The following is a 26,503-nucleotide window of genomic DNA, read 5'->3' on the forward strand; positions in this document are numbered from 1 at the left end:
GCCGCCGATGAAGTGGCTGCGCCGGCTCTCGATCACGGCACGCATCACGATCGGGAGTCTCATCGTGGCCACGCTGTTCGGCCTCGTCGCGGTGGAGGTCGTGCGCCTCGGCGTCGCGGCCATCCTGCACAACGCCACGGTGACGCTGCTCGACAACGACGTCGCCGCGCCCGCTGCGGCACTCAAGAACAATCCGGCCGGTCCCTTCGACCTGCCGGGCGGGGGCCAGGAGCTGGCGATCGTCGGCCCGGGCAACGTGATGCTCGCCTCGACCCTTCCTGAGGCCCTCGAGGACCGGGTCTCGCGGCTCGTCGCACTGGGAGACGACCCGAAGACGGTGCAGGTCGGCGACGAGGAGTACCTCGTGCTGGTGCGCGAGGTCGAGACGAGCGCGGGAACGATCCACGTGATCGCTGCCCGCAACTCGGAGACGACGAACCTCATCCTCGACCGGCTGACCGGTGCGCTGCTCGTCGGCGCCGGGATCCTCGTCGTCGGTTTCGGCGCGGCCTCGTGGCTGCTGGCGCGCACGGCGCTGCGTCCGGTCAGCCGGATGCGGGAGCAGGCCGAGCGCATCGCCGACGTCTCCTCGACGGGTCTCCTGCCGGTCGGGCCGGCCCGCGACGAGCTCGCCGAGCTCGCGACGACCCTCAACGACCTCATCCGGCGGCTGCGCGCCTCCGCCGATCGCGAGCGCCAGATGGTCTCGGATGCCAGCCACGAGCTGCGCACGCCCCTCGCCGTGCTGCGAGGTCAGCTGGAGCTGGCCGAGCTCGACGTCGGCGACCCGGATGCCCTGCTCACCGACATCCGGGCGTCGCACGCGACTGCGCTGCGCCTCGGCCGGCTCGCCAACAACCTGCTCGCGCTGTCCCGCATCGAGGCGGGGCCGTCGAGCGGGCGAACAGACTGGCGCACCCTCACCGATGAGCTCGCGGACGCGATCGACCGGGCGCGGCTGATCGCCTCGCGCTCGAGCGACGACGACGCGCACCAGATCTCGATCGACTTCGACTACACGCCGCGCGGGCGATCGACCGCCGATCTCGTGGTGGCGCTCTCCCCCACCGATGTCGGCCGCATCCTCGACAACCTGCTGGGCAACGCGATCCGGGCCATCACCGAGGCCCAGGAGGCGGCGGCCCAGGAGGCGGCAGCGGAAGACGCGGCGACGCCAGAGGGCGAGGCGCACGACGGCGAGGCGCACGACGCGGCCGCGGATGCCGAGGGCTGGGTCACCGCCGAGCTCACGACGACGGCCACGACGGTCGTGCTGACGGTGCGCGACAGCGGTCCAGGGATGCCGGAGGAGTTCATCCCCGTCGCGCTCGACCGGTTCACGCGGGCGGAGGCCTCGCGCACCGGTCATTCGGGCGGCGGGCTCGGCCTCGCGATCGTGGGGGCGCTGGCGGGCTCCGCCGGCGGCTCGGTCGCGCTGGCGAACGGGGATGGTGGTGCGACGGGGCTGGTGGTGACGGTGGTACTGCCACTGGTCGGCGCGGAGACGGGAGCGGACGAGTGATCGAGGGTCTGGAGTTCACGGTGGACGCGGCGTCGTCCGTTCCACCGTTCGAACAGCTCAAGCGCGGGATCGCGGGCGGCGCCCGCTCGGGGAGCCTGCCGGTCGGGTCCCGCCTTCCGCCGGTGCGCGCGCTGGCGGAGTCGCTGGGACTCGCGGCGAACACGGTGGCGCGCGCGTATCGCGAGCTGGAGCACGACGGGGTGGTGGTCACGCGCGGGCGCGCGGGGACGTTCGTCGCGGCCACCTCGGATGCGGAACGCGAGGGCGCCGAGGCCGCCGCAGCGTTCGCGGAACGCGCCGCGAGCCTGGGACTGTCGACGGACGCCGCGCTCGCGCTGGCCCGGGCCGCGCTCGACGCCCGAGGCCTTTAGCGCGGGTCAGTGACCGGAGCGGTCGGAGTCGACGCCCGCATCCGGGCCCTGGTCGAGTGTGTCGAGGGCGGCGAGATCGTCGGCGTCGAGCGCGAAATCGAAGACATCGATATTCTGCGCGAGCCGCTGCGGGTTGGCGCTGCGCGGGATGGCGACGAGGCCGTTGTCGAGGTGCCAGCGGAGCACCACCTGGCCGGGGCTCTTGTCGTACTTGCGCCCGATCTCGGCGAGCACGGGCGACGCGAGCAGGTCCGTTCCGGAACCGAGGGGGCTCCACGACTCGGTGACGATGCCGTGCTCGGCGTTGTACTGCCGCTGCTCCCGGCGGGTGATCGCCGGACTCAGCTGGATCTGGTTGACCGCGGGGGTCGTTCCGGTCTCGCCGATCAGCCGGTCGAGGTGGGCCGGCTTGAAGTTGGACACCCCGATCGCCCGTGCCTTGCCGTCGGCTGCGAGCTTCTCGAATGTGCGCCACGTCGAGACGAACTCTCCGCGTGCGGGCAGCGGCCAGTGGATGAGGAGCAGGTCGACGTACTCGAGCCCGAGGCGCTCGAGGGAGGCTTCGAGGCCGGCGATGGCCCGGTCGTCGCCCTGGTACGGCCCGTCGAGCTTCGTCGTGACGAAGACGTCCCCGCGCGCGATGCCGCTGTTGCGCAGGCCGCGCCCGACGCCGACCTCGTTGCCGTATTTGGCGGCGGTGTCGACGTGACGGTAGCCGATCTCGACGGCCTCGATGATGACGCGCTCGACATCCGTGTCGTCGAGCGGGGAGGTTCCGAGCCCGAGCTGGGGGATGCTGGTGCCGTTGTTGAGCGGAAGCGTGGGGATCGTCATGGCACCAGGCTACGCGCGCGCCTCGTGGCGTTTCATCAGATGACGCCGTCGCTCAGCTGCGAGGGGTTGCCGAAACGGTGGGCCGTGATCGAGATCGCCTGCTCGTGCAGGAAGGGCAGCACCTCGACGCGTCCGGACGGCGTGACGGGGTTGGCGTAGATCGCGACATCCGGAGTGCCGCCCAGGGCGGCGGCGAGCGCCTTCGCGTCGCCTCCGATCAACCGGATGCGATGCGTGCGCAGCGACCCGGCCGCCGCGCGTGCGAGCCAGGCCGCATCGTTCTCGATCACGATCTCCACCCCTCGCTCCCGGAGCAGGTGGTGGGTCGCCCGCGGGAGCTTGATGGCGCTGCTCACGGTGAACGGCGAGCGGGCGACCGTGCCAGCGGCGACGAGTCGCAGCAGCGGCGCCAGCCCCGACCCTTCGCTGAGCCGGATGGTCACCGGAACCGGTCGATAGCGGAACAGGTTGCGTTCCACTCCGACACCGGAGACGTCTTTGACGACGTGGAACTCGGTGGCGGCGGCGATCGCGTCGCTCAGAGCGGACCGGCGCACGAGGTCGAACGCCGTGTAGTCCATCGCGGGCTGTCCGGACTCGATCAGGTCGGACACCCGCGGGTCGAGGCCGCGCAGATGAAGGCTCGCACTCGAATTGCCCGTCTCCGCCTCCCACGAGCCGAGGCCGATCAGGTAGTTCGGGCCACCGGCCTTCGTGCCGGCGCCGACCGACGACCGCTTCCAGCCGCCGAACGGCTGGCGCCGCACGATGGCGCCCGTGATCCCGCGGTTGACGTAGAGGTTGCCCGCCTCGACTCCGTCGAGCCAGTGCGCCAGTTCCTCGGAGTCGAGGGAGTGCAGGCCCGAGGTGAGGCCGTACTCGATGGCGTTCTGGTACCGGATCGCCTCATCGAGCGTGCGGGCCGTCATGATGCCGAGCACCGGGCCGAAGAACTCCGTGAGGTGGAAGTACGATCCCGGCTGCACGCCCGCGCGCACGCCGGGTGACCACAGCCGCCCGGTGTCGTCGAGCTGGCGCGGCTGCACCAGCCACTCCTCGGATGCGCCGAGCGTGGTGAGAGCGTGGAGCAGCTTTCCCGACGCCGGTTCGACGAGCGGACCCATCTGCGAGGTGGGGTCGGCCGGGTAGCCCACGCGGAGACTGGTCACGGCGTCGATCAACTGGTGCCGGAAGCGATCGGACTTCGCGACCGAGCCGACGAGGATCACCAGGCTGGCCGCGGAGCACTTCTGCCCGGCATGGCCGAAGGCGCTCTTGACGATGTCGGACACCGCGAGGTCGTAGTCGGCGCTCGGGGTGACGATGATCGCGTTCTTGCCGCTCGTCTCGGCGAGCAGCGGAAGGTCGGGCCGCCAGGATCGGAAGAGCTTCGCGGTCTCGTACGCACCGGTGAGGATCACCCGGTCGACCCGCGGGTCCGCGATGAGGCGCTGGCCGAGATCGTCCTCGGCGACGTCGACGAGGGCGAGGAGCTCGCGCGGGATCCCTGCCTCCCACAGCGCCTCGACCATCACCGCGCCCGAGCGCTTGGCCTGCGGCGCGGGCTTGATGATCACGCCGCTGCCCGCGGCGAGCGCGGAGAGCACCGATCCGGCCGGGATCGCCACCGGGAAGTTCCACGGCGGCGTGACGACGGTGAGCTTGGACGGCACGAAGCGCGCGCCCTGCACGGTGTCGAGTTCGCGCGCCAGCGTCGCGTAGTAGTGCGCGAAGTCGACGGCCTCGCTGACCTCCGGATCGGCCTCGGCGATGGTCTTGCCGGTCTCGGCAGCCATGATCTCGATGAGGCGATCACGGTTGGCCGCGAGTGCGAGGCCCGCCCTGTCGAGGATCGCGGCACGGTCGGCCCCGCTGCGACGCCCCCAGGCGTCTCCGTTGGACTGAACGGTGCTGATGACGGTCTCGAGTTGTTCCGGATGGGTCACCGACGCCGCGGCGATCGTCGCCGAGCCCAGATCGGAGTTCGTCGAACGGGCGAGGATCTTGCGCCCCCACGCGCGGTTCGCCGCCAGCGACGGGTCGGTGTCGGCCGCGTTGTGGAAGGCGGCTCCCCCGGTCACGGGCGCCTCGCCGGCGGCGGGCGCCTCGCCACCGAGACCCTGTTCGACAGCGCCGTCACCGCGCGAACCGCGCTGCAACCCGAGCACGACGCTCGTCAGTCCGTCGTCGCCCGTCACCGGCGCTTCCGCGGGAGCCGGCGGACGGGTGAGGCCGTCGACACTCAGGTCCTCCCACTCGCGCGCCCGATCCTGCCGACGATTCGGCAGCGGCGCGATCCCGCGTGGTGCCTGCGCCTGCTCGGCCTCGAGGTCGGCCACCGACGCGAGGAAGCGCTGCTTCTCCCGCTCGAACAGCGCGGCGTTCGAATCGAGTTCGAACACGGCCGACATGAAGTTCTCCTGGCTGGCGTTCTCTTCGAGCCGTCGGATCAGGTACGAGATGGCGACGTCGAACTCCGCCGGGTTGACCACGGGTGTGTAGAGCAGCAGGCTGCCGACCGTCTTCTTGACCGCCTCGGCCTGCGCCGTCGCCATGCCGAGCAGCATCTCGAAGTCGATGCGGTCGGTCACGCCGCGACGTGACGCGAGGATCCACGCGTACGCCACGTCGAACAGATTGTGCCCGGCGACGCCGATCGTGACCGCGTTCGTGTGCTCGGGGGTGAGCGCCCAGTCGAGCACTCGCTTGTAGTTGGTGTCGGTGTTCTGCTTGCTCGGGTAGGTCGCCAGCGGCCAGTCGTGGATCGCCGCGTCGACGCGCTCCATCGCGAGGTTCGCCCCCTTGACGACGCGAACCTTGATGGCGGCACCGCCCTTCGCGCGCCGCGCCGTCGCCCACTCGGTGAGCGTCTGCAGCGCATCCAGGGCATCCGGCAGATAGGCCTGCAGCACGATGCCGGCCTCGAGCCCGGCGAACTGCGGCTTGTTCAGGATGCCCGTGAAGACGGCGACCGTCAGGTCGAGATCGCGGTACTCCTCCATGTCGAGATTGATGAACTTCGGCTTCGGCGACGATGCGGCGAGCTGGTAGAGCGGGGTGAGCCGCTCGACGACGCGCGCCACGGTCTCATCGAACGACCACATGGACAGCTGCGAGGCGATCGAGGACACCTTGATGGAGACGTAGTCGACATCGTCGCGCGCGAGGAGCGCGTGCGTGCCCTCGAGTCGCCGAGCCGCCTCCTGCTCGCCGAGCACCGCCTCGCCGAGCAGGTTGAGGTTCAGGCGCGCTCCATGGCCCGTCGGGTCGGTCGGTCGGCGGAGATGCTCGATCGCCGGTCCGAGCTTCTGCGGGGTGGCGTCGACCACGAGATGCCCGACCATTCCGCGCAGTACGCGACGGGCGACCGGGATGACGATCCACGGCAGCACGGGGCCGAACACTCCGCCGAGCCAGATGGCGAAGCGCATGTACCAGGGCAGGAACGCCGGGATGTGCTTGGCGACGCGCTGCAGGTTGTACCCGGCGACGAACAGGTCTTGCGGGCGCGCGACGCCGTCGACGAAGCCGACCGCGAAGTCCAGGCCTTTCGGGTCTTTCAGCACGCCGGCCAGCCGCTGCGCCGCCGGGTCTTCTTTTCCGGAGGAGCCGGCGCCCACCGCACCGCTGCCCGCACCGGCTGCGCTGCTCTGCTTCAGCCAGGTGCGAACCAGCTCGACGGCCTCTGCCGCAACCTGCGACGGGCGCGTCTCGACGCCATCCGTGTGATCGACCATGCTCACGACTGTATTCCTCGCTGTCCGGGTATCCCTGAGGTGAGGCCGACACGGGGATGAATCCGGCCTGTGGAGAACAGTGTGCGGGTTGGATCGGATAAGCAGAAGCGAATGTTGTCGAACGATATCGTTTGACTCAACCGAACAATTGTTGGTGAGCCGGACAAGGGAGTACCGATGCTGGATGTGCGCAAACTGCGGCTGCTGCTCGAACTCGATGCCCGCGGCACGGTGACCGCCGTCGCCCAGGCGCTCTCCTACAGCCCGTCATCGGTGTCGCAGCAGCTCTCCGCACTCGAGAAGGAGTGCGGCGTCCAGCTCCTGCAGAAGGTCGGCCGCCGCGTGCAGCTCACTCCGCAGGCGGAGATCCTCGTGCGGCACACCGCCGACATCCTGGATCTTCTCGACGAGGCCGAATCGGAGCTCACGACGTCGCTCACCACTGTGACCGGCGTCGTGCGGATCGCCGTCTTCCAGTCGGCGGCGCACGCGATCGTGCCGCGCGCGCTGAGCATCCTGGCCGGCGAGTACCCCGACCTCCGCGTCGAAGTCACCGAGCGGGAGCCGGAGCAGGGGCTCTTCGAGGTCGCGGCCCGCGATTTCGACCTGGTGATCGCCGAGCAGTACCCGGGGAGCACGCGCGGACTGCGCACCGGGCTCGACCGGGTCGCCCTGGCGACCGACCCCATCCGGCTCGCGAGCAGCGCGGAGCTGAAGGCGCGCATCCGGGCATCGTCGCTGGCCGAGGCGGCAGACCTGCCGTGGGTGATGGAGCCGCTGGGGACGGCGGCACGCACGTGGGCGGTCCAACGCTGCCGTGAGGCCGGATTCGAGCCGGATGTGCGCTACGAGACCGCCGATCTGGTCGCGCACATCCGGCTCATCCGGTCGGGTAACGCGGTCGGTCTCCTGCCGGATCTCGTGTGGGCGGACGAGCGCCCGAGCGTCGAGCTCGTCGAGCTCCCCGACAACCCGCACCGCACGGTCTTCACCGCTGCCCGGCGCTCCTCCGCCGGCCGTCCCGGTGTCGTCGCGTGCCGCGACGCGCTCGCCCGCGCGGTTCCGGCCGGTTCCCCTTTAAGCTCTGAAGCATGACCGACGCCGACGCCACCGCACCCGAGGAGACTCCGGAACCCACGCACGACGTGGTGATCGTGGGAGGCGGGCACAACGGCCTCACCGCCGCCGCCTATCTCGCCAAGGCGGGGCTGAGCGTGATCGTGCTCGAACGGCTGCAGAACACCGGCGGGGCGGCCGTGAGCGCACAGGCGTTCGACGGCGTCGGCGCGTGGCTCTCCCGCTACTCCTACCTCGTCAGCCTGCTGCCGCAGCGGATCATCGACGATCTCGGCCTGCGCATCTCCCTCGCGCGCCGCCGCTACTCCTCCTACACGCCGGTACCGGGCGCGCGCGACGGCTCCGGCCTGCTGATCGACAACACGGATGCCGCAGCGACCGCCCGCTCGTTCGCGAGCATCGGCGCCGCCGACGACACGGATGCGTTCGCCTCGGTCTACGAATCCACCGGCGAACTCGCGCGCGCCCTCTGGCCTACGGTCACCGAACCGCTCCTCACCCGGAGCGAGGCGAAGGCGCTGGTCGGCGACGACGAGCTGTGGAACGCCATCGTCGAGCGCCCGATCGGCGAGTTCATCGAGTCCAGGGTGTCGAACGACCTGGTGCGCGGCGTCGTCGCCACGGATGCCCTCATCGGCACCTTCGCGAGCGTCGACGACCCCGGGCTCGGCCAGAACCGCTGCTTCCTCTATCACGTGATCGGCGGCGGCACCGGCGCATGGGACGTGCCGATCGGCGGCATGGGCAGCGTCACCACCGAACTCGCGCGGGCCGCCCGCGAGGCCGGCGCGCGCATCGTGACCGGCGCCGAGGTGACGGCGATCGACCCGGACGGCACCGTGGATTATCGGCGCAAGAAGCACGAGCGGCGGGTGATCGGCCGCCACGTGCTGGCCAACGTCGCGCCCGAGGTGCTCGACGCGCTGCTCGGCGACGAGCGGGAGCCCGGGCGGCCGCACGCCGAGGGCGCCCAGGTGAAGGTGAATCTGCTTCTCGAGCGTCTCCCGCGTCTGCGGGACGAATCGGTCGATCCGGCCGCCGCATTCGGCGGAACCTTCCACATCAACGAGACCTACACACAGCTCGAGACCGCGTACGCGGGTGCGGTCCGCGGCGTGATGCCCGAGCTCATCCCGTGCGAGATCTACTGCCACTCGCTGACCGACCCGAGCATCCTGGACCCGGAGCTGGCCGCCGGCGGCGCGCAGACGATCACAGTGTTCGGGCTGCACACGCCCGACCGCTGGCTGAACGACGAGAACAACGACGCCACGCGCGAGCGGCTGCAGGCCGCCGTGCTGGCCTCGCTCAACTCCGTGCTCGCGGAACCGATCGAGGAGCTGCTGCTCACCGACGCCGACGGCAACCCTTGCATCGAGACCAAGACGACGCGCGACATCGAGCAGGCGCTCAACATGCCGGGCGGCAACATCTTCCACGGCCCGCTGTCGTGGCCGTTCGCCGAGGACGACGACGCGCTGTCGACGCCGGCCCAGCGCTGGGGCGTCGCGACGCGGCACGAGCGCATCCTGCTCTGCGGATCCGGTGCGCGACGGGGCGGCGCGGTCAGCGGCATCGGCGGGCACAACGCGGCCATGGCGGTGCTCGAATCCTGAGCGCGAGACCCGCCGAATCCTGAGCGCGAGGTCAGTGCGGGCCATCCGCCCCTGAGAACCCTCGCACGCCCTCTGCCCTTATCGCGGAGACGTGACTAGTGTGAGGATTCAGCGGGAGGTTCATCATGATGCCGCAACCAACAGGTCGCCTCGTTCGCAAAGACGACGGGGTCTACGTGGTCCTCGACAGGATCTTCAAGGCGCCGATCGAAGACGTGTGGTCGTACTTCACCCGTTCTCCGCGACTCGCCGAATGGGTGGGCGAGTACACCGGGCTCCCCTCCACCGGAGCCGTGCGGTTCCGGATGACCGCCGAAGGCGACGACGCTCCGTGGGAGAACGTCTCCATCCTCGAGTGCGTCGCGCCGCACAAGTTCGCGGCCGACGTCGGTCCGGCCGGCGACTCGTGGCGGATGTACTGGCACCTCACCGAGTCGAGCGGTCACACGACGCTGACCTTCGCGCAGCGACTCCGGTCGCTCACCGAGGAGGCGGACGTCGGCGTCGGCTGGGACTACTACCTCGACCGGCTGATCGCCGCGCGCGCCGGCCGCCCGATGCCGGACTGGAACGACTACCACCCGGCGATGCTGGAGCACTACCAGAACCTGTGCCGCGAGCTCGACAAGGACATCCGGGTCGAGCACGCGACCCTGCATGCGGTGGAGCAGGAACGGAACGGCACCGCGGGCTGACCCGCCTGCGCAGGCACCACCTACGATCGAGTCCGAACTTGTTGCACTCGTAAGGGGCGTGTCGCACGCAACAAGTTCGGACTCGATCGCGGGTGGGGAACTCCGGTCAGTGCCAGCGGTGATCCTGCAGCGTCACCCGCGGCCCGCGTCGCGTGAAGCGATGCCCGCTCGCCAGGATCAGCCGGATCACCCGCTGCCGCTGGCCAGCCCAGGGCTCGAGCAGTTCGAGCATGCCGTCGTCGTCGACGCGGCGGCCGATCAGCGCCTCCCCCACGTAGTGTGCGAGATGGTAGTCGCCGACGCTCACCGCGTCCGGGTCGGCGTGCGTGCGTTGCAGCGTCTCCGCGGCCGTCCACACGCCGATGCCCGTCACCGTGCGCAGCGCTCGGGCGGCATCCGGCAGCGTGGCCGCCCGATCCGCCGCCCGCTCCAGTGACCCCGACACGGCGAGCGCCGACATCACGGTGCGCGCGCGGCCGGGGTCGACGCCCGCCCGGTGCCACTCCCACGACGGGATGCCCCGCCACTGCGCCACGGTCGGCACCACGCGGAGCTCGGCGGGAGCCGGTCCTGACGCCGGCTCGCCGTACCAGCGGATCAGCCGCGCCCATGAGTTGTACGCCTCGAGGCTGGTCACGCGCTGCTCGATGATCGCCGGGATGAGCGCCTCGATCAGGCGCCCGGTGCGCGTGAGACGCAGGCCCGGGTTGCGGCGGCGGCTGTCGTGCAGCAACGGCGTGCCCCGCACGTCCAGCGAGCTCCAGTCGTCGTCGCGGCCGAGCAGTCCGGGCACCGCGTCGATCGCCCACTCCGCGCCGTCACCCCAGGCTGCCGCCGCGATGGAACCGTCGGCCGCCGGGTACCGGATGCGCACCGTCGCCGACCCCGCCGGCGTGCGGAAGGTGCGCCACACCCCGAGCGCATCCCAGATGGTCGTCGGATCGTAGGGACCGCGGCCGATGATGCCGAGGGTCGCCCGCACGTCCACCGGATCGCGCGGCGCGTAGACGGTGGACGCATCCGGAGGCTCGGGCGTCGCTGACGACGTCGCCCGGAACCCGGGAGAGGACGGCGTCACGGTGGTCATGCTGGAATCGTACGTCAGCCGACCGACCGCGCCCTGGGCTCTTCCGCCATGTCGGTGCCCTCCTCTACCCTCGCCCCATGGGGAAATCACTGACACAGGAATCGATCGCGCAGCTGCGCGACGCCATCGGGGGCACTGTCTATCTGCGCGGGGACGAGGGCCTCGCGGCCGAAGTGGCCTGCTTCAACCCGGTCATCCGGCATGATCCGGATGTCGTGGTCGCGGTCACGTCCGACGCCGACATCGCCGAGGCTCTGCGTTTCGCGCGCGAGCACGGGCTCGGCGTGCGCATCCAGGCCACCGGGCACGGCGCGGAGACGCCGATCACCGACGGACTCATCATCTCGACCCGCGCACTCGACTCGCTCGAGATCGATCCGGATGCGCGGCTCGCCCGCATCGGCGCCGGCGTGCGCTGGGCTCCGGTCATCACTGCCGCAGCCGAGTTCGGCCTGGTGCCGGTCACGGGATCGTCCACGAGCGTGGGAGCGGTCGGCTACACGCTCGGTGGCGGCCTCGGGCCGCTCGCCCGCAGCCACGGTTTCACCGCCGACTGGGTGCGCGCGTTCCGCGTGGTCACCGCCGACGGCGAGGTCGTCACGGCCGATGGCGCGACCAACCCGGAGCTGTTCTGGGCGCTCCGCGGGGGCAAGGGCGGCCTGGGGGTCGTCACGGAGATGACGCTCGAGCTCGTTCCCCTGCGCACGCTTTACGGGGGCAGCCTCTTCTTCGACGGCGACGCGGTCGAGCAGGCCTTCCAGTCGTGGATCGACTGGTCGGCGGCGCTGCCCGTCGAGGCGACGACCTCGGCGGTCTTCCTTCACGTGCCCGACATGGAAGGCCCGCCCCCGCCACTGCGCGGGCACTTCGTGTTCAGCGTGCGGTTCGCGTATCCGGGCGACCCGGCGGAAGGCGAGCGGCTCATCGCTCCGCTGCGTGCGGCGGCACCCGTGTACCTCGACTTCGTGGCCGAGATGCCGACCACCGCGATCGCGACCATCCACAACGACCCCGAGGCGGGTGCGCCCAGCTGGATCCGCGGCCTGATGCTGGACTCCTTCGATCAGGACACCGGCCGGGCCCTCTTCGAGCTGGTCACTCCGGCCTCGGGTTCGCCGTTCCTCGCGGTGGAGATCCGCCAGCTGGGCGGAGCGACCAGCCGCGACCCGGAGGAAGGCACCGCCGTCGGCGGCCGCGACAGCCTCTACACGCTGTCGACGCTCGCGGCGGATCCCGGCACCTTCGCCGAGCTCGCTCCCGAGCGCGCCGCCCTGATCACGGAGGCCGTGAGCGACCGGGTCTCCGCCATCACCAACGTGAACTGGTCGGCGGGGCTCGTGGACAGGGCGGCGTTCGAGAAGACCTGGCCACCGGCAGTGCTGGACCGGCTGGCGGCGGTGCGCGCGGAGTGGGATCCGCAGGGCGTGTTCGCCTTCGAACCGCGGTAGCCGACCCTTCGGGACCGGCGTTCGCTTCCAGGCCGGCGTCCGCTTCGGGACAGGCGTCCGCTAGCGGGCGCCGGTCTCAGTCCGCCCAGACGCTGGGCGCTTCGGCGCGCGTCGACGGGAGCGCCGCACGGCCGCCCCATTCGAGCAGCCACGCGGGAACGCTGACGTCCGTCGGTGCCGTGCCGACGGCCTCCAGCAGTTCCTCGTTCGTGACGATGCCGCCGCCGCGCTTGAGGAATCGGCCTCGGATGAACGCCTGCGTGTAGATCTCGCCATCGACGGTGAACCGCTGCTCGACGTAGACCGCCCGCTCGTCGAAGCCGAGGATGCGCGACTCGACGACGAACGGCTGCCACAGCTCCAGCGACTTGCGGAACGAGATCGTCTCCGACGCCACGACGGGGTACCAGCCGCGCATCTTGAAGATCGCCCACACCCCGTTGCGGGTGAGCAGGTCGAACCGTCCGATGTCGGCGATGGAGAGATATACGCCGTTGTTCATGTGCTTCAGGATGTCGAGATCCGTCGGCAGTACGCGGAACTTCGTACGCGCGACGTCCCAGTGTCCCAGTCGTGCGCCGAACCGCGAGATCAGCGCGTGAAGCATCGTTCGAAAGATCATGTGCACGCGGTCATGCTAGCCAGCCGCCAACGGACTCTCACTTCCGTTGTGGACAGCCTCCAATCCGAGCGGCGCGGGGCCGCGAGCCGGTTGTAGCTCCGGAGACGTGGCGCACGACCTAGCGCGCGAGTGGCACCTCGACGATGCTGACGCCGGCCGGCGGCGCGGAGAGCGCCTGGTCGAGCTCGCCCTTGGTGCGCACGACGCGGTGGTCCCAGCCGTACGCCGCGGCGAGCGCGGCGACATCCACGTGTTGCGGCGTGTACAGCACCCGCTCGAAGGCTGTGGCGGGCGCGCTCTTCGCGACCTCGAGCCCATCGAAGATCGTTCCGCCGCCGTCGTTGCCCACGACCACCTGCAGGTGCGGGCGCCACTCGCCCTCGCCGATGAGTAGGGCGCCGACGTCGTGCAGCAGCGTCAGGTCCCCCATCAGCACGCGCGTCACGCCCGAGGGGGTCCCCGTCTGTTCTGCAGACGCCTGGCTTGCGATCGCCACGCCGAGTGCGGTGGCGATCGTGCCGTCGATCCCGGCGAGCCCACGGTTCGCGTGCACCCGCAGCTTCTTGCCGGGGACGATCCGGTCGGCATCCCGGATGAGGCGGGATGCCCCGAAGACGAGACGGTCGTGCGGCCAGGTGTAGCGCCACAGGGCCTCGGCGAGCAGCGGACGCGTGATGGGCACGCGCACCGCCGCGAGCTCGGCCTTGGCGAAGGCGAGCGCGTCGGAAGGATCGAACGAGCGCGCCTTGTCGACGTCGGGCGCGGCGGCTCCCGGATCCGCCGCGAGCTCGGCGGCCTCGATCAGCCGTCTGCTCGCGAACACCCAGCTCCCCACCCAGGCACGTGCCTCCGGCGATCGCGGGTCGGCCGTCGGAGGAACGGTCACACCGCCGACGATCTGCGCGCGGTGCGCCGGGTTGTACGCCTGCTCGCCGCGCGGCGCGACGACGACGACCTCGACGTCGTCGCGCATGAGCAGTGCCGGAACCTCACGGCTAAGGGTCGGATGCCCGAAGACGACGGCGCGTTCGACGCGGTCGCCGAAGCCCTCCTCGCGAAGCAGCTCCCGGTAGGCCACGACGAGGTTCGGCCCGAAGTGGGCGCCGCTCGAGACCTCCGCGATCAGCGGGTAGCCGCCCGCGCGTGCGAACGACTCGGCGACCTCGCCGGCGTCCGCCCCGGCCACGACGACCGTGAGCGGACCGTCGGCAAGAGGCAGGATGTCCCGGCCGAGCGCATCCGGGCCCGCCGTCGACGGCACGGTTCCCGGTTGCGCGATGTCGATCGATGGAACCGCGACCGAGAGCGGGTCGCGCAGCGCGAGGTTGATGTGCACGGGCCCCGGATCGGCGGAATCGGCACCGACCGCGGTGCTCACGGCGGTTCGCGCGAGAGCCTCCGCCGTCGCGCGCTCGTCGGCGCTCCCCTCCGGCGCGGGGACGTCGATCTCCCAGCGCGCGGCGTCCGCGTAGATTCCGGGCTGCTGTGTCGTCTGATTGGCCCGGATGCCGCGGAGCTCCGCGGGCCTGTCGGACGTCAGGACGACCAGCGGGATGCCGGACTCGTGCGCCTCGAGCACCGCCGGGTGCAGGTTCGCGGTCGCGGTGCCGCTCGTGGTGATCACGACGGCGGGCGCGCCGCTCTCCCGCGCGAGGCCGAGCGCGAGGAAGCCGGAGACACGTTCGTCGATGCGCACGTGCAGTCGGATCGCCCCGGAGCGCTCCAACTCGGCGGCCGTGAGAGCCAGCGCCTGGGAGCGGGAGCCCGGGCTGACGACGATGTCGCGCACGCCGGCAGTGACCAGCGCACTCAGCAGGGCGATCGAGTAGTCGGTGGCCGGGTTGCCCGTCAGAGGAAGGCCGTCGTCCACCTGCGCTCCGGGACGTCCCGTCGCCGCTGTCGTGTCAGACGTCTCGGTGTCGGCCTCAGCCATCCCGGCGGCCGGTTTGGTCGTTGTCGGGTCCGTTGTCGTCGAGGTCAGCGAGTTCCTTCTCGAGCTGCCGGATGCGCTCCTCCTGGTCGCGGTCCTGCGCGAGGCGCTTCAGGAACTGCGGGTCGTCATCCGGCGCGACGATGCGTCGACCGCCGGAACTGCTGCGGCGCCCCCGGCCGACCAGGAACCACAGGGCTCCGCCGATCACCGGGAACAGGATGATGATGAGAAGCCACACGGGCTTGGGAAGGCCACGCACTCGAGAGCGGTCGAAAAAGGCGCAGTCTGCCACGGAATAGATGTAAAACACCGCGGCGGCGACGCCGAGGACTATCCAGAGGCGAACCATGTGTCAATCGTAACTCTCAGAGAGTGTCTCTAAGCTGGGAGGGTGAAAGGCATTCCCTCGTGGATCACATACTCAGTGCTCCGTCTACTGCTGTTCGTGGTCCCGCTCGTGATTCTCCTGGTGCTGCGCATCGAGGCGTGGATCGCCGTCGTCGCGGCGGCGCTGATCGGGCTCTGCCTCTCCTACATCTTCCTGCGGAAGTCGCGCAACGCGGTGGCGACCGATCTGTATGCCGCCCGTCACCGCGACAAGCCCGCGACGACGGTCGACGACGACGTCGAGGATGCGGCGATCGACTCCTCCGAAGCGGCGACCCCGCGCACGAAGCCGCACGACACCACGGCCTGATCGCCGCGTCTCCGGCCTGCGCCGGCGCCTCGCAGGGCTAGAACGCGAAGGCGCAGCCGAGCGCGATCGCGACGAGCAGCCCGGTGAGGCTGGTCAGCTGCAGCGCCGTCACGAGCTCGCGCGGGGTCTTGGCGAACAGCGTGATCGCGCACGCCGGCAGCGCCGCGAGCAGGGCGAAGAAGCCCAGCCAGGCGATCGGGTACAGCAGCGCGAGCACGGCCAGGATCGCGAACGGCACCAGCAGGAACACGCAGAACACGATGCGCGAGGCCATGTTTCCGAGCACGACCGCGAGCGTGTGCTTGCCGGCCTGCTTGTCGGGCTCGATGTCGCGGATGTTGTTGACCATCAGCACCGCGCAGGCGATGAGACCGGCGATGACCGCTCCGAACCACGCCTCCTGGTTGACGACGCCCGCGAGGAGGAAGGTCGTACCTGCCGTCGCGACCAGCCCGAAGAAGACGAACACGAAGACCTCGCCGAGGCCGTAATAGCCGTAGGGTCGCTTGCCTCCGGTGTAGAACCACGCGGCCGCGATGGCCGCTGCGCCCACGAGGAGCAGCCACCACTGCTGAGTGAGGATCACCAGGATGAGGCCGGCGACGGCACCGAGACCGAAGAAGACGAGCGCCACGGTGAGCACACGCTTGGGCGTGGCGCGGCCCGATCCCGTGAGCCGGCTCGGGCCGACACGGAACGCGTCGGTACCGCGGATGCCGTCCGAGTAGTCGTTGGCGTAGTTGACGCCGATCTGCAGGAAGACCGCGACCGCCAGGCAGAGCAGCCCGCGCACGGGGTGCCAGATGCCCGGCCCGTCGGCGAGCTTGGCCGCGCCGACACCGATGATGACGGGCGCGATCGCGAGCGGGAGGGTGCGCAGGCGGGCGCCAGCGATCCAATCGGATGCGGTGGCCGGCTTGACCTTCGTCTTGGACGCGCCGGGACGGCCGCTCCTGCCCTTCGAGCGCTTCTGGGCAGCAGACATCCTCTGCATCTTCGGCTTGTTCTGGCTCATCACACTGCGAATTGTAACGACATCCGCTATGCCTTCCCGTCCACGGCGAGCGCCACGGCGGCTCGTGCGATGGCGACGCGATCGGGCTTGCCGCTGCTGAGGTGCGGCAGCTCCCCGAGTTCGACGATGCCCGCCGGGGCGGCAGCTCGTCCCACACTCTCGGAGACGAACGCGCGCAGCTGTGCCAGCGTCATCGCGGGGCGGCTGCCGACGGCGACCAATGGCACCTGGCCCCACTCCGCGTCGGGCGCGGCCACGACGACCGCGTGCTCGAATCCCTCGACCGAGCGAACCGCCCGTTCCACCGCGTCGAGCAACACCTTCTCGCCGCCGGAGATGATGACGTTGTCGGCGCGGCCGAGCACCGTCACCCGGCCGTCGGACCCGACCCGCCCGAGGTCTCCCGTGCGATACCACCGGTGTCCGTCCGCCTCGTGGAAAGCCGCGGCCGTGCGGGCCTGGTCACCGAGATAACCTTCGGCCAGCACCGGGCCGCCGATCTCGAGCGCGCCCTCGACCTCGCGCACGACCGTGGAACCGATCGGCACGCCGTCGTACACGCAGCCGCCGGCGGTCTCGCTCGACCCGTAGGTCCCGATCACTCGTGCTCCCACGGCGACGGCCCGCTCGCGCAGCGTCTCGCTGAGCGCTTGGCCACCGACCAGGATGCCGTCGAACCGTCGGACCGCGTCCGCCACCTCGCGGTCACCAGCTTCGGCGGCCTCGATCAGGCGGCCGAGCTGCACGGGTACGAGCGACACGAACCGCAGGTCGTGGGTGAGGGCAGCGGCGAGCGCCGCGAATCGCCTCGGATCGAAGTGTCCGCTTCCGTAGACGATCGGCTCCGTCTCGGCAGCGATCGAGCGCACGAGCACCTGGGCACCGGCCACGTAGTGCGCCGGCAGCGCGAGCAGCCACTGCCCCTGGCCACCCATCGCGCCCGCCGAGGCCGCCGCACTGGCGAGCAGTGCGTCCGCCGACAGGGCGACCCGCTTGGGAACCCCCGTGGACCCGGACGTCTCGATCACCAGCGCAACGTTCTGCGGGACGGTCTCCCCGGGGGCCGGCCACGACTCCGTGGTACCGGCCGACGCCGCATCGCGCGGAACCACCGCCGGCCCTCCGCCGCCCAGCGCCTCGCGCAGCGCACGGAAGATCTCATCGGGACGGTCGGACGGAAGCGCCAGGAGCGGCCGCGTCATCGGAGCGCCGCTGCGTCTACTACGGCTCCGCTCACGACGGCCGAGCTCAGTACTGCCACGGGAACGCCGACCAGTCCGGTTCGCGCTTCTCGAGGAAGGCGTCGCGACCCTCCACCGCCTCGTCCGATGCGTATGCCAGGCGCGTCGCCTCGCCCGCGAACACCTGCTGGCCGACCATCCCGTCGTCGACGGCGTTGAACGCGAACTTGAGCATGCGGATCGCCGTGGGCGACTTGGTGAGGATCTCGTTCGCCCAGGCGAGCGCCGTCGACTCGAGCTCGGCGTGCGGCACGACCGCGTTCACCGCGCCCATTTCGTACGCCCGCTGGGCCGAGTACTCCTGCGCCAGGAAGAAGACCTCGCGTGCGAGCTTCTGCCCGATCTGACGCGCGAAGTAGGCGCTGCCGTACCCGCCGTCGAACGAACCGACGTCGGCATCCGTCTGCTTGAACCTGCCGTGCTCCGCACTCGCGATCGTGAGATCGCAGACCACGTGGAGCGAGTGACCGCCGCCGGCCGCCCACCCGGGCACCACCGCGATCACGACCTTGGGCATGAAGCGGATGAGACGCTGCACCTCCAGGATGTGCAGCCGCCCGCTCCGTGCGGTGTCGATACCCGAGGCCGTCTCCCCCTCGGCGTACTTGTAGCCGTCCCGGCCGCGGATGCGCTGATCGCCGCCCGAGCAGAACGCCCAACCGCCGTCTTTCGGGCTGGGCCCGTTGCCCGTGAGCAGCACCACGCCGATGCGCGGATTGGTGCGCGCGTCTTCGAGAGCGGCGTACAACTCGTCGACCGTATGGGGCCGGAACGCATTGCGCACCTCCGGCCGGTTGAACGCCACACGCGCCACCCGTCCCGCGAGATCGTGGTGGTACGTGACGTCGGTGAGCGCCTCGAAGCCGGGGACCTCACGCCACGCGCTCGCGTCGAAGATGTCTGATACTGCCTGTGCCATACGTCCAGACTACGGTTCGGCGCCGGACACCGGATCGGAGCGTGCCACACTTGTGGAATGTTGCCCGACCTGGCCGACCTGTTGAGGACCGCACGCGTCGTCTCGCTTCCGATGAACTCCCGTTTCCGCGGCATCACCGTCCGCGAGGCGGTGCTCTTCGAGGGCCCGCAGGGCTGGACCGAGTTCTCGCCCTTCGTCGAGTACGGCGACGCCGAGGCCGCCGCCTGGCTTCACGCCGCGATCGACTTCGGCTGGCATCCCGCTCCCACTCCGCTACGCTCCGCGATCCCGGTCAACGCGACGGTTCCCGCGGTCCCCGCGCGCGAGGTGGCCGCCGTCCTCGGCCGCTACCCGGGCGCACGCACGGCGAAGGTGAAGGTGGCCGAGCCCGGCCAGACACTCGCCGACGACGTCGAGCGCGTGCGAGCGGTGCGCGAGCTCCTCGGCCCGGAGGGACGCATCCGGATCGACGCGAACGCCCTCTGGAACGTCGACGAGGCCGAGCACGCCATCCACGCGCTGGCCCCGTTCGACCTCGAGTACGTCGAGCAGCCGTGCGCCACCGTCGACGAACTGGCCGACATCCGGCGTCGCACCAAGTACATGGGGGTGCCGATCGCCGCCGACGAGAGCGTGCGCAAGGCGAGCGATCCCCTCGCCGTCGCGCGGGCCGGCGCCGCCGACCTCCTGATCGTGAAGGCCCAGCCGCTCGGCGGCATCCACGCAGCACTCCGTATCATCGCCGACGCCGGCCTGCCGGTGGTCGTCTCCAGCGCGATCGACACCTCCGTCGGCATCGCCATGGGCGCCCACCTGGCGGCAGCGATCCCCGAGCTGGAGTTCGACTGCGGGCTCGGCACGGTCGCGATGTTCGTGCAGGACGTCGCCGACGAACCCCTGCTCCCGGTCGACGGCGCTATCCCGGTGACACGACCGACGGTCTCGGATGCGCGCCTCGACGCCCTCGCCGCAGACGAAGACCGCCGCGAGTGGTGGCTGGACCGCATCCGGCGCTGTTACCGCGTCGTGGAGCACGCCACCGCGCTCTGAGACCGAGCGCTCAGGAGTAGAGGCGTTCCGGGACCTCGAGCCCGTAGATCGCCCGGCCGGAGTTCCAGATCACGGCGCAGGCGGCGCGCAGCAGGTCGAGCTCGGAGTGCCCATCGCTGACGATCTGCACGTCGTTGCCGGCGATGCGCACGGTCGATGAGCCCACCGTCGCCGACGAGCCGTCCTTCGAGAACGTCGTCTCCGGATACGGCTCGGAGAGTCCGCGGAGATCGGCCAGGATGTAACGCGGCCGTGATCCGGCATCGGCGGCGATCAGCTGCTTGGCACCGTCGACGCCCGTCAGCACGAGCACCGAGTCGATCTCGGCCCGGTTCGCGCCCAGGATGTCGGTGTCCAGACGGTCCCCGATGAAGAGCGGCTTGCTCGCGCCGAAGCGAGCGATCGCCTCGTCGAAGATCGCCACCTCCGGCTTGCCGGCGACGAGCGGGAGCCTGCCGACCGCAGTGTGGACGGCCGAGACGAGCGTTCCGTTGCCGGGGGCGATCCCGCGCGCGACGGGGATCGTCCAGTCGGTGTTGGTCGCGACCCAGGGCCGCTGCTCCTCCGTGCGATCCTGCAGTGCGAACGCGGCTTCTGCGAGCTGGGTCCAGCCGACCTCCGGCGCGAATCCCTGGATGACCGCGGCAGGATCGTCGTCGGCCGAGCGGGTGACCGTGAAGCCGCCCTTCTGCACCTCGTCGACCAGCCCGTCGCCGCCGATGACCAGGATGCGCGACCCCGGCTCCACATGCTGCGCCAGCAGGCGCACCGCGGCCTGCGGGGAGGTCACGACGTCCGACGGCTCGACGTGAAGGCCGAGGTCGGTGAGGTGCCCGGCGACCGAAGCGTCGGTGCGCGAGGCGTTATTCGTGATGTAGCCGACGCGCACGGACTCCGCGGCCGCGTTCAGGCTCTCGACCGCGTGCGGGATGGCGTGCGGACCTTTGTACACGACGCCGTCGAGGTCCGCCAGCACCAGGTCGACTCCGTCCAGCGGGGTCATCGTCTTAGCGCTCCGCCGGAACAGTGCCATCGTCGGTGTCGTCCTCGTCCTCGTCCTGGTTCTCGTTCTCGTTCTCGTCCGCGTCGCCCTCAGCGTCGAGGTCGGCTTCGGTCTCCACTTCGACATCCGCGTCGAGCTCCGCTTCGACGTCCGCATCCAGGTCAGCGTCGTCTTCGAGCTCGACGATGACGTCGGCATCGTGATCGATCGTGTCGGCGTCGCCGATGGAGACGCTGTCTTCGCCATCGACGTCGAACTCGTACTCCTCCTCGACGATGTCGATCGTCTCGTGCTCGTCGACGGTGAGCGCCGCGCCGATCGCTTCGTCGGCACGGGCGGCACGCTCGCGCCACGACTCCGCCTGCTCTGCGCGACCGAGCTCGTCGAGCACATCGGCGTAGGCATGGAAGAGATCCGGACTCCAGCTGAACGCCCGGTTCGGGTCCAGCTGCGGGATCTCGAGCTCGGCGAGGGCCGCATCGGTCTGGCCGAGGTCGAGCCGCGCACCGGACATCGCGATCGCGAGCGACACCTGCACGTCGTTCGGGAGGGTCGAGCGGTCCACGCTGCGGCCGAGCTCCAGCGCGCGGTCTGCGCGACCGACACCACGCTCGCTGTCGACCATCAGCGGAAGCTGGTCGTTCGACCCGGAGATCCGGCGATAGGTGCGCAGCTCCCGCAGGGCGAGAGCGAAGTCGCCGGTCGCGTATGCCGTGATCGCGAGAGTTTCCCGCACGACGCCGATCCGGCCCGCACGACGTGCGGCCGACATGGCATGCGCGTGCGCTTGCTCGGGGTCGTCCTCGATGAGGCGGGCGGCCATCACGAGATGCTGCGCGACCCAGTCGGCGTTCTCCTTGCTCAACGACTTCAGTTCGACGCGAGCGCCCTTGTCGAGATCGCGGGGCTCCACGCCCTCCGGGATCTCGGGATCGTCGTGGCGGGCCCGCACCGAACGCAGCTCGCGAGCCAGGCGCTCTTCCTCGGTCAGCTCGTACTCGGTTTCGCGGGCATCCCGATCGTTGCGTGCCGGCTTTCCGCCGCGCGTCCACAACTTCTCGTCGCGCGTACCCCGATTGCCCGGATGCCCGCCGCCCTGCCTCGAGGCCGGCTTGCTGTCCCGCGACCACTCGCGCTTCGCGCCGTCACGGTTCGCGCCATCCCGGTCTCCGCTGCGCGCGGCGCCACCGCGACTGCCGGTTCCGCCGCGGCGATCGCCGTCGCGTGAGGATCCACCCGCCGCATATCCGCGCCGCTCAGCGCCGCCACTGGACTGGCCATCGCGGCCATAGCCACGCGACTGACCGCCGCCGGCGCCCTGCCCATCGCGGCCGTACCCACGTGACTGGCCCTGCCCGGAGCCCTGGCCGTCGCGAGCGTAACCCCGCGACTGACTGCCGCCTTGGCCATCGCGGCTGTACCCCGAACGTGCGGGTCCACCGCGCTGGTCGTCGCGGCTGTACCCGCCGCGACCGCCGGATGCGCCCCCGGCCCTACCCGCACCGCCGGCGCCGTTCGCACTGTTCCCGCGGTAGCCGCCGCTCGTGCCGTCACGAGATCCGTCGCGACCGCTGTCGCGACTGCTGCCTCGACCGTCGTTGCGCGCGGGACGTCCATCGTTGCGCGGGGGACGTCCGTCGTTGCGCGGGGGCCGACGCTCTCCGTCGTTCCGTGGAGGACGACGGTCGCCGTCGTTGCGGCCGGCCGCGCCGTCCGGGCGCTGCGATGCGCGCCGTTCTTCGTGGTCGTCTGCCGGTGTTTCGCTCACGACTTCTCCTGTTGGGTGGCGGGCACAGCGTGCTCAGCCTACGACGTTGCTCTTCATGGATGTTCGGCGGGCCGCAGATCGCGGCACCCGAGCCGTTAAACGCGAAATGGCCACCCAACAATGGGTGGCCATTTCACAAAAGAAGTCCGGCGGTGTCCTACTCTCCCACAGGGTCCCCCCTGCAGTACCATCGGCGCAGAGAGTCTTAGCTTCCGGGTTCGGAATGTAACCGGGCGTTTCCCTCTCGCTATGGCCGCCGAAACACTATTGATGTATCAAAGTGAACGAACAATCATCACGATTGTTTCAGTTCTCGACCGTACATCGAGAACCACATAGTGGACGCAAGCAATCTCAGGCTCCTCATACCAGCCTTACAACAGTATGAAGATAGTGATTATCAAATTATCGGCTTATTAGTACCGGTCAGCTCCATGGGTCTTTAGTCCCCACTTCCACATCCGGCCTATCAACCCAGTAGTCTAGCTGGGAGCCTCTCGCCCGAAGGCATGGAAATCTCATCTCAAGGCCGGCTTCCCGCTTAGATGCTTTCAGCGGTTATCCATCCCGAACGTAGCTAATCAGCGGTGCTCTTGGCAGAACAACTGACACACCAGAGGTTCGTCCAACCCGGTCCTCTCGTACTAGGGTCAGATCCTTTCAAATTTCCTACGCGCGCAGCGGATAGGGACCGAACTGTCTCACGACGTTCTAAACCCAGCTCGCGTACCGCTTTAATGGGCGAACAGCCCAACCCTTGGGACCTACTCCAGCCCCAGGATGCGACGAGCCGACATCGAGGTGCCAAACCATGCCGTCGATATGGACTCTTGGGCAAGATCAGCCTGTTATCCCCGAGGTACCTTTTATCCGTTGAGCGACAGCGCTTCCACAAGCCACTGCCGGATCACTAGTCCCGACTTTCGTCCCTGCTCGACTTGTCAGTCTCACAGTCAAGCTCCCTTGTGCACTTACACTCGACACCTGATTGCCAACCAGGTTGAGGGAACCTTTGGGCGCCTCCGTTACTTTTTGGGAGGCAACCGCCCCAGTTAAACTACCCACCAGGCACTGTCCCTGAACCGGATTACGGTTCTAAGTTAGATATCCAGAGTGACCAGAGTGGTATTTCAACAATGACTCCACCTGAACTAGCGTCCAAGCTTCAAAGTCTCCCACCTATCCTACACAAGCCACACCGAACACCAATACCAAGCTGTAGTAAAGGTCACGGGGTCTTTCCGTCCTGCTGCGCGTAACGAGCATCTTTACTCGTAGTGCAATTTCGCCGAGTTCGCGGTTGAGACAGCTGGGAAGTCGTTACGCCATTCGTGCAGGTCGGAACTTACCCGACAAGGAATTTCGCTACCTTAGGATGGTTATAGTTACCACCGCCGTTTACTGGGGCTTAAATTCTGAGCTTCGCCGAAGCTAACCCTTCCTCTTAACCTTCCAGCACCGGGCAGGCGTCAGTCCGTATACATCGTCTTGCGACTTAGCACGGACCTGTGTTTTTAGTAAACAGTCGCTTCCCACTGGTCTCTGCGGCCTTCAAACGCTTCAGGAGTAAATCCCTACACGCCTCAGGCCCCCCTTCTCCCGAAGTTACGGGGGCATTTTGCCGAGTTCCTTAACCACGATTCTCTCGATCTCCTTGGTATTCTCTACCTGACCACCTGAGTCGGTTTGGGGTACGGGCGGCTGGAACCTCGCGTCGATGCTTTTCTTGGCAGCATAGGATCACCGATTTCGTCAATTAAGACTACCCATCGTGCCTGGCCCTATATGAGAGACGGATTTGCCTATCTCTCGGGTTACACACTTAGACCGGGACAACCATCGCCCGGCTCGGCTACCTTCCTGCGTCACACCTGTTAATACGCTAGCCGCACCAGCATAGGGTCGTGTGCTAGGCCCACTCGTCTAGGCCCGAAGGCTTCGATCAAGGGGATTCAGACACTTAGCATTACTGGATTAGCTTGGGCGGTTCTTCGCCGGTACGGGAATATCAACCCGTTGTCCATCGACTACGCCTGTCGGCCTCGCCTTAGGTCCCGACTTACCCAGGGCGGATTAGCCTGGCCCTGGAACCCTTGGTCTTTCGGAGGACGGGTTTCTCACCCGTCTTTCGCTACTCATGCCTGCATTCTCACTCGTGTGGCCTCCACGGCTGGTTTACACCGCCGCTTCGCTGGCCACACGACGCTCTCCTACCCATCAACACGGCTGGACCACGAAGGCCTACCAATAATGTCAATGCCACAACTTCGGTGGCGTGCTTGAGCCCCGTTACATTGTCGGCGCGGAATCACTTGACCAGTGAGCTATTACGCACTCTTTCAAGGGTGGCTGCTTCTAAGCCAACCTCCTGGTTGTCTGTGCAACTCCACATCCTTTCCCACTTAGCACGCGCTTTGGGACCTTAGTTGGTGGTCTGGGTTGTTTCCCTCTCGACGATGAAGCTTATCCCCCACCGTCTCACTGCTGCGCTCTCACTTACCGGCATTCGGAGTTTGGCTGACGTCAGTAACCTTTTGGGGCCCATCGGCCATCCAGTAGCTCTACCTCCGGCAAGAAACACGCAACGCTGCACCTAAATGCATTTCGGAGAGAACCAGCTATCACGAAGTTTGATTGGCCTTTCACCCCTATCCACAGCTCATCCCCTCAGTTTTCAACCTAAGTGGGTTCGGTCCTCCACGACGTCTTACCGTCGCTTCAACCTGGCCATGGATAGATCACTTCGCTTCGGGTCTAGGACATGCGACTGAATCGCCCTATTCAGACTCGCTTTCGCTACGGCTACCCCTCACGGGTTAACCTCGCCACATATCGCTAACTCGCAGGCTCATTCTTCAAAAGGCACGCTGTCACCCCTACAAGGAGGCTCCAACGGTTTGTAAGCAAACGGTTTCAGGTACTATTTCACTCCCCTCCCGGGGTACTTTTCACCTTTCCCTCACGGTACTTGTCCGCTATCGGTCATCTGGGAGTATTTAGGCTTATCAGGTGGTCCTGACAGATTCACACGGGATTTCTCGGGCCCCGTGCTACTTGGGATACTCTTCGCGCCATTGGAACATTTCGACTACGGGGTTGGCACCCTCTATGACTGGCCTTTCAATGCCATTCGTCTATATTCCTTTGTAACGCTCGCTGTTCGGCAGAATCAGCAGAAAAGTCCCGCAACCCCGACCATGCAACGCCTGCCGGCTATCACACATGATCGGTTTAGCCTCTTCCGGTTTCGCTCGCCACTACTAACGGAATCGCTTTTGCTTTCTCTTCCTGTGGGTACTGAGATGTTTCACTTCCCCACGTTCCCTCTACCCGCCCTATATATTCAGGCGGGAGTCACTGGGTCACCTTACGGGCCCAGCGGGGTTTCCCCATTCGGAAATCCTCGGATCAAAGTTCGTTTATCAACTCCCCGAGGCTTATCGCAGATTACTACGTCCTTCTTCGGCTCCAGATGCCAAGGCATCCACCGTTTGCTCTTAGAAATTTGAAATCACATGAGTTTGAATCGATTCTTCGCACCTCTAAAAGAGGTGCAGGAAAAATTGACCAATGATCTAAATAAATCAGATCTTTGTGATCCGAGACTCGCCAGCCGAAACCGGCTCGACTCGAATCTAAGATGCTCGCGTCCACTGTGTAGTTCTCAAAGTACGGGCGGTACCTTTTCTGCCGGCTCGAGTTATGAGCGACAAGAAAAGGTCCAGAGGTCCAGTTCTCATCCGAGTGGATGAGGTCCGGTCCCTCAGGACCCAACAGCGTGCATGTGCGGTTCTTAGTTGCTCGATGCTTTCCAACTCCGAAGAGCGTACTGACGTCGAGCCTTTCAGCTCCGCACCAATGTCAATGT

General features: G+C 68.2%; 19 protein-coding genes and 2 rRNA genes. 8 read left to right on the forward strand and 13 right to left on the reverse strand.

Annotated elements, in window-relative coordinates; all coding sequences use genetic code 11:
- Nucleotides 1–7 precede the first annotated feature (7 nt).
- On the forward strand, nt 8–1,522 hold the full coding sequence (locus tag AC1DB1_RS03415) for a sensor histidine kinase (protein WP_477199789.1): 1,515 nt from the start codon (nt 8–10) through the stop codon (nt 1,520–1,522).
- A complete protein-coding gene (locus AC1DB1_RS03420; RefSeq protein WP_373877127.1) occupies nt 1,519–1,893 on the forward strand; it encodes a GntR family transcriptional regulator in 375 nt (124 codons plus the stop codon). The genes AC1DB1_RS03415 and AC1DB1_RS03420 overlap by 4 nt, the downstream gene beginning before the upstream one ends.
- Before the next feature lie 6 nt (nt 1,894–1,899).
- Here AC1DB1_RS03420 and AC1DB1_RS03425 read toward each other — a convergent pair whose 3' ends face one another.
- Nucleotides 1,900–2,727, reverse strand: a complete 828-nt coding sequence (locus tag AC1DB1_RS03425; RefSeq protein ID WP_477199790.1) for an aldo/keto reductase — start codon at nt 2,725–2,727, stop codon at nt 1,900–1,902.
- A 35-nt stretch (nt 2,728–2,762) separates the two neighbouring features.
- Nucleotides 2,763–6,464 carry a proline dehydrogenase family protein gene (locus AC1DB1_RS03430; protein ID WP_477199791.1) on the reverse strand — a complete coding sequence of 1,234 codons (3,702 nt, stop codon included), beginning with the start codon at nt 6,462–6,464 and terminating at the stop codon, nt 2,763–2,765.
- A gap of 177 nt (nt 6,465–6,641) precedes the next feature.
- Here AC1DB1_RS03430 and AC1DB1_RS03435 point away from each other — a divergent pair, with 177 nt between their 5' ends.
- From AC1DB1_RS03435 to AC1DB1_RS03445, 3 genes are all read left to right on the forward strand, one after another.
- Nucleotides 6,642–7,559 carry a LysR family transcriptional regulator gene (locus AC1DB1_RS03435; RefSeq protein ID WP_477199792.1) on the forward strand — a complete coding sequence of 306 codons (918 nt, stop codon included), beginning with the start codon at nt 6,642–6,644 and terminating at the stop codon, nt 7,557–7,559.
- On the forward strand, nt 7,556–9,157 hold the full coding sequence (locus tag AC1DB1_RS03440; RefSeq protein WP_477199793.1) for a phytoene desaturase family protein: 1,602 nt from the start codon (nt 7,556–7,558) through the stop codon (nt 9,155–9,157). The genes AC1DB1_RS03435 and AC1DB1_RS03440 overlap by 4 nt, the downstream gene beginning before the upstream one ends.
- A gap of 128 nt (nt 9,158–9,285) precedes the next feature.
- Complete coding sequence (locus AC1DB1_RS03445; RefSeq protein ID WP_271176712.1) at nt 9,286–9,852, forward strand: SRPBCC family protein; 567 nt, start codon at nt 9,286–9,288, stop codon at nt 9,850–9,852.
- A gap of 106 nt (nt 9,853–9,958) precedes the next feature.
- Here the strand turns inward: AC1DB1_RS03445 and AC1DB1_RS03450 are convergent, their stop codons facing one another.
- Complete coding sequence (locus AC1DB1_RS03450) at nt 9,959–10,939, reverse strand: DNA-3-methyladenine glycosylase family protein (RefSeq protein ID WP_477199794.1); 981 nt, start codon at nt 10,937–10,939, stop codon at nt 9,959–9,961.
- A gap of 77 nt (nt 10,940–11,016) precedes the next feature.
- Between AC1DB1_RS03450 and AC1DB1_RS03455 the strand changes: the two genes are divergently transcribed.
- On the forward strand, nt 11,017–12,387 hold the full coding sequence (locus tag AC1DB1_RS03455; RefSeq protein WP_477199795.1) for an FAD-binding oxidoreductase: 1,371 nt from the start codon (nt 11,017–11,019) through the stop codon (nt 12,385–12,387).
- A 76-nt stretch (nt 12,388–12,463) separates the two neighbouring features.
- Here the strand turns inward: AC1DB1_RS03455 and AC1DB1_RS03460 are convergent, their stop codons facing one another.
- The 3 genes from AC1DB1_RS03460 to AC1DB1_RS03470 all read right to left on the reverse strand — a co-directional run bounded on the left by AC1DB1_RS03460 (nt 12,464) and on the right by AC1DB1_RS03470 (nt 15,291).
- Nucleotides 12,464–13,009 carry a thioesterase family protein gene (locus AC1DB1_RS03460; RefSeq protein WP_477200078.1) on the reverse strand — a complete coding sequence of 182 codons (546 nt, stop codon included), beginning with the start codon at nt 13,007–13,009 and terminating at the stop codon, nt 12,464–12,466.
- Nucleotides 13,010–13,127: 118 nt separating this feature from the next.
- A complete protein-coding gene (menD, locus tag AC1DB1_RS03465) occupies nt 13,128–14,942 on the reverse strand; it encodes a 2-succinyl-5-enolpyruvyl-6-hydroxy-3-cyclohexene-1-carboxylic-acid synthase (protein ID WP_477199796.1) in 1,815 nt (604 codons plus the stop codon).
- Nucleotides 14,935–15,291: a PLD nuclease N-terminal domain-containing protein gene (locus tag AC1DB1_RS03470; protein WP_271176708.1), complete on the reverse strand. Its 357-nt coding sequence runs from the start codon at nt 15,289–15,291 to the stop codon at nt 14,935–14,937. Before AC1DB1_RS03470 ends, menD begins: the two co-directional genes overlap by 8 nt.
- 42 nt (nt 15,292–15,333) lie before the next feature.
- Here AC1DB1_RS03470 and AC1DB1_RS03475 point away from each other — a divergent pair, with 42 nt between their 5' ends.
- Complete coding sequence (locus AC1DB1_RS03475; protein ID WP_271176707.1) at nt 15,334–15,639, forward strand: DUF4229 domain-containing protein; 306 nt, start codon at nt 15,334–15,336, stop codon at nt 15,637–15,639.
- A 37-nt stretch (nt 15,640–15,676) separates the two neighbouring features.
- Here AC1DB1_RS03475 and AC1DB1_RS03480 read toward each other — a convergent pair whose 3' ends face one another.
- From AC1DB1_RS03480 to AC1DB1_RS03490, 3 genes are read right to left on the reverse strand one after another with little or no spacing between them, the layout of a single operon-like run.
- Nucleotides 15,677–16,654, reverse strand: coding sequence for a 1,4-dihydroxy-2-naphthoate polyprenyltransferase (locus tag AC1DB1_RS03480; protein ID WP_477200079.1), 978 nt, complete (start codon nt 16,652–16,654; stop codon nt 15,677–15,679).
- A gap of 26 nt (nt 16,655–16,680) precedes the next feature.
- Nucleotides 16,681–17,856 (reverse strand): AMP-binding protein, encoded by a 1,176-nt coding sequence (locus AC1DB1_RS03485; protein ID WP_477199797.1) that lies wholly within the window; start codon nt 17,854–17,856, stop codon nt 16,681–16,683.
- 46 nt (nt 17,857–17,902) lie between these two features.
- A complete protein-coding gene (locus AC1DB1_RS03490) occupies nt 17,903–18,814 on the reverse strand; it encodes a 1,4-dihydroxy-2-naphthoyl-CoA synthase (RefSeq protein WP_477199798.1) in 912 nt (303 codons plus the stop codon).
- A gap of 57 nt (nt 18,815–18,871) precedes the next feature.
- Between AC1DB1_RS03490 and AC1DB1_RS03495 the strand changes: the two genes are divergently transcribed.
- The gene (locus AC1DB1_RS03495) at nt 18,872–19,864 is read left to right on the forward strand and encodes an o-succinylbenzoate synthase (RefSeq protein WP_477199799.1); all 993 of its coding nucleotides are present in this window, start codon (nt 18,872–18,874) and stop codon (nt 19,862–19,864) included.
- A gap of 10 nt (nt 19,865–19,874) precedes the next feature.
- Here the strand turns inward: AC1DB1_RS03495 and AC1DB1_RS03500 are convergent, their stop codons facing one another.
- From AC1DB1_RS03500 to AC1DB1_RS03515, 4 genes are all read right to left on the reverse strand, one after another.
- Entirely contained in the window at nt 19,875–20,897 is a 1,023-nt protein-coding gene (locus AC1DB1_RS03500; protein ID WP_477199800.1) for an HAD-IIA family hydrolase, read from the reverse strand.
- On the reverse strand, nt 20,872–22,635 hold the full coding sequence (locus tag AC1DB1_RS03505; RefSeq protein ID WP_477199801.1) for a tetratricopeptide repeat protein: 1,764 nt from the start codon (nt 22,633–22,635) through the stop codon (nt 20,872–20,874). The genes AC1DB1_RS03500 and AC1DB1_RS03505 overlap by 26 nt, the downstream gene beginning before the upstream one ends.
- Before the next feature lie 144 nt (nt 22,636–22,779).
- Nucleotides 22,780–22,896: ribosomal RNA gene (rrf, locus tag AC1DB1_RS03510) — 5S ribosomal RNA — on the reverse strand.
- A 135-nt stretch (nt 22,897–23,031) separates the two neighbouring features.
- Nucleotides 23,032–26,146 (reverse strand): 23S ribosomal RNA (locus tag AC1DB1_RS03515).
- Between the last annotated feature and the right edge of the window lie 357 nt (nt 26,147–26,503).

The sequence above is a fragment of the Leifsonia sp. 10N434 genome (genome assembly GCF_056394405.1).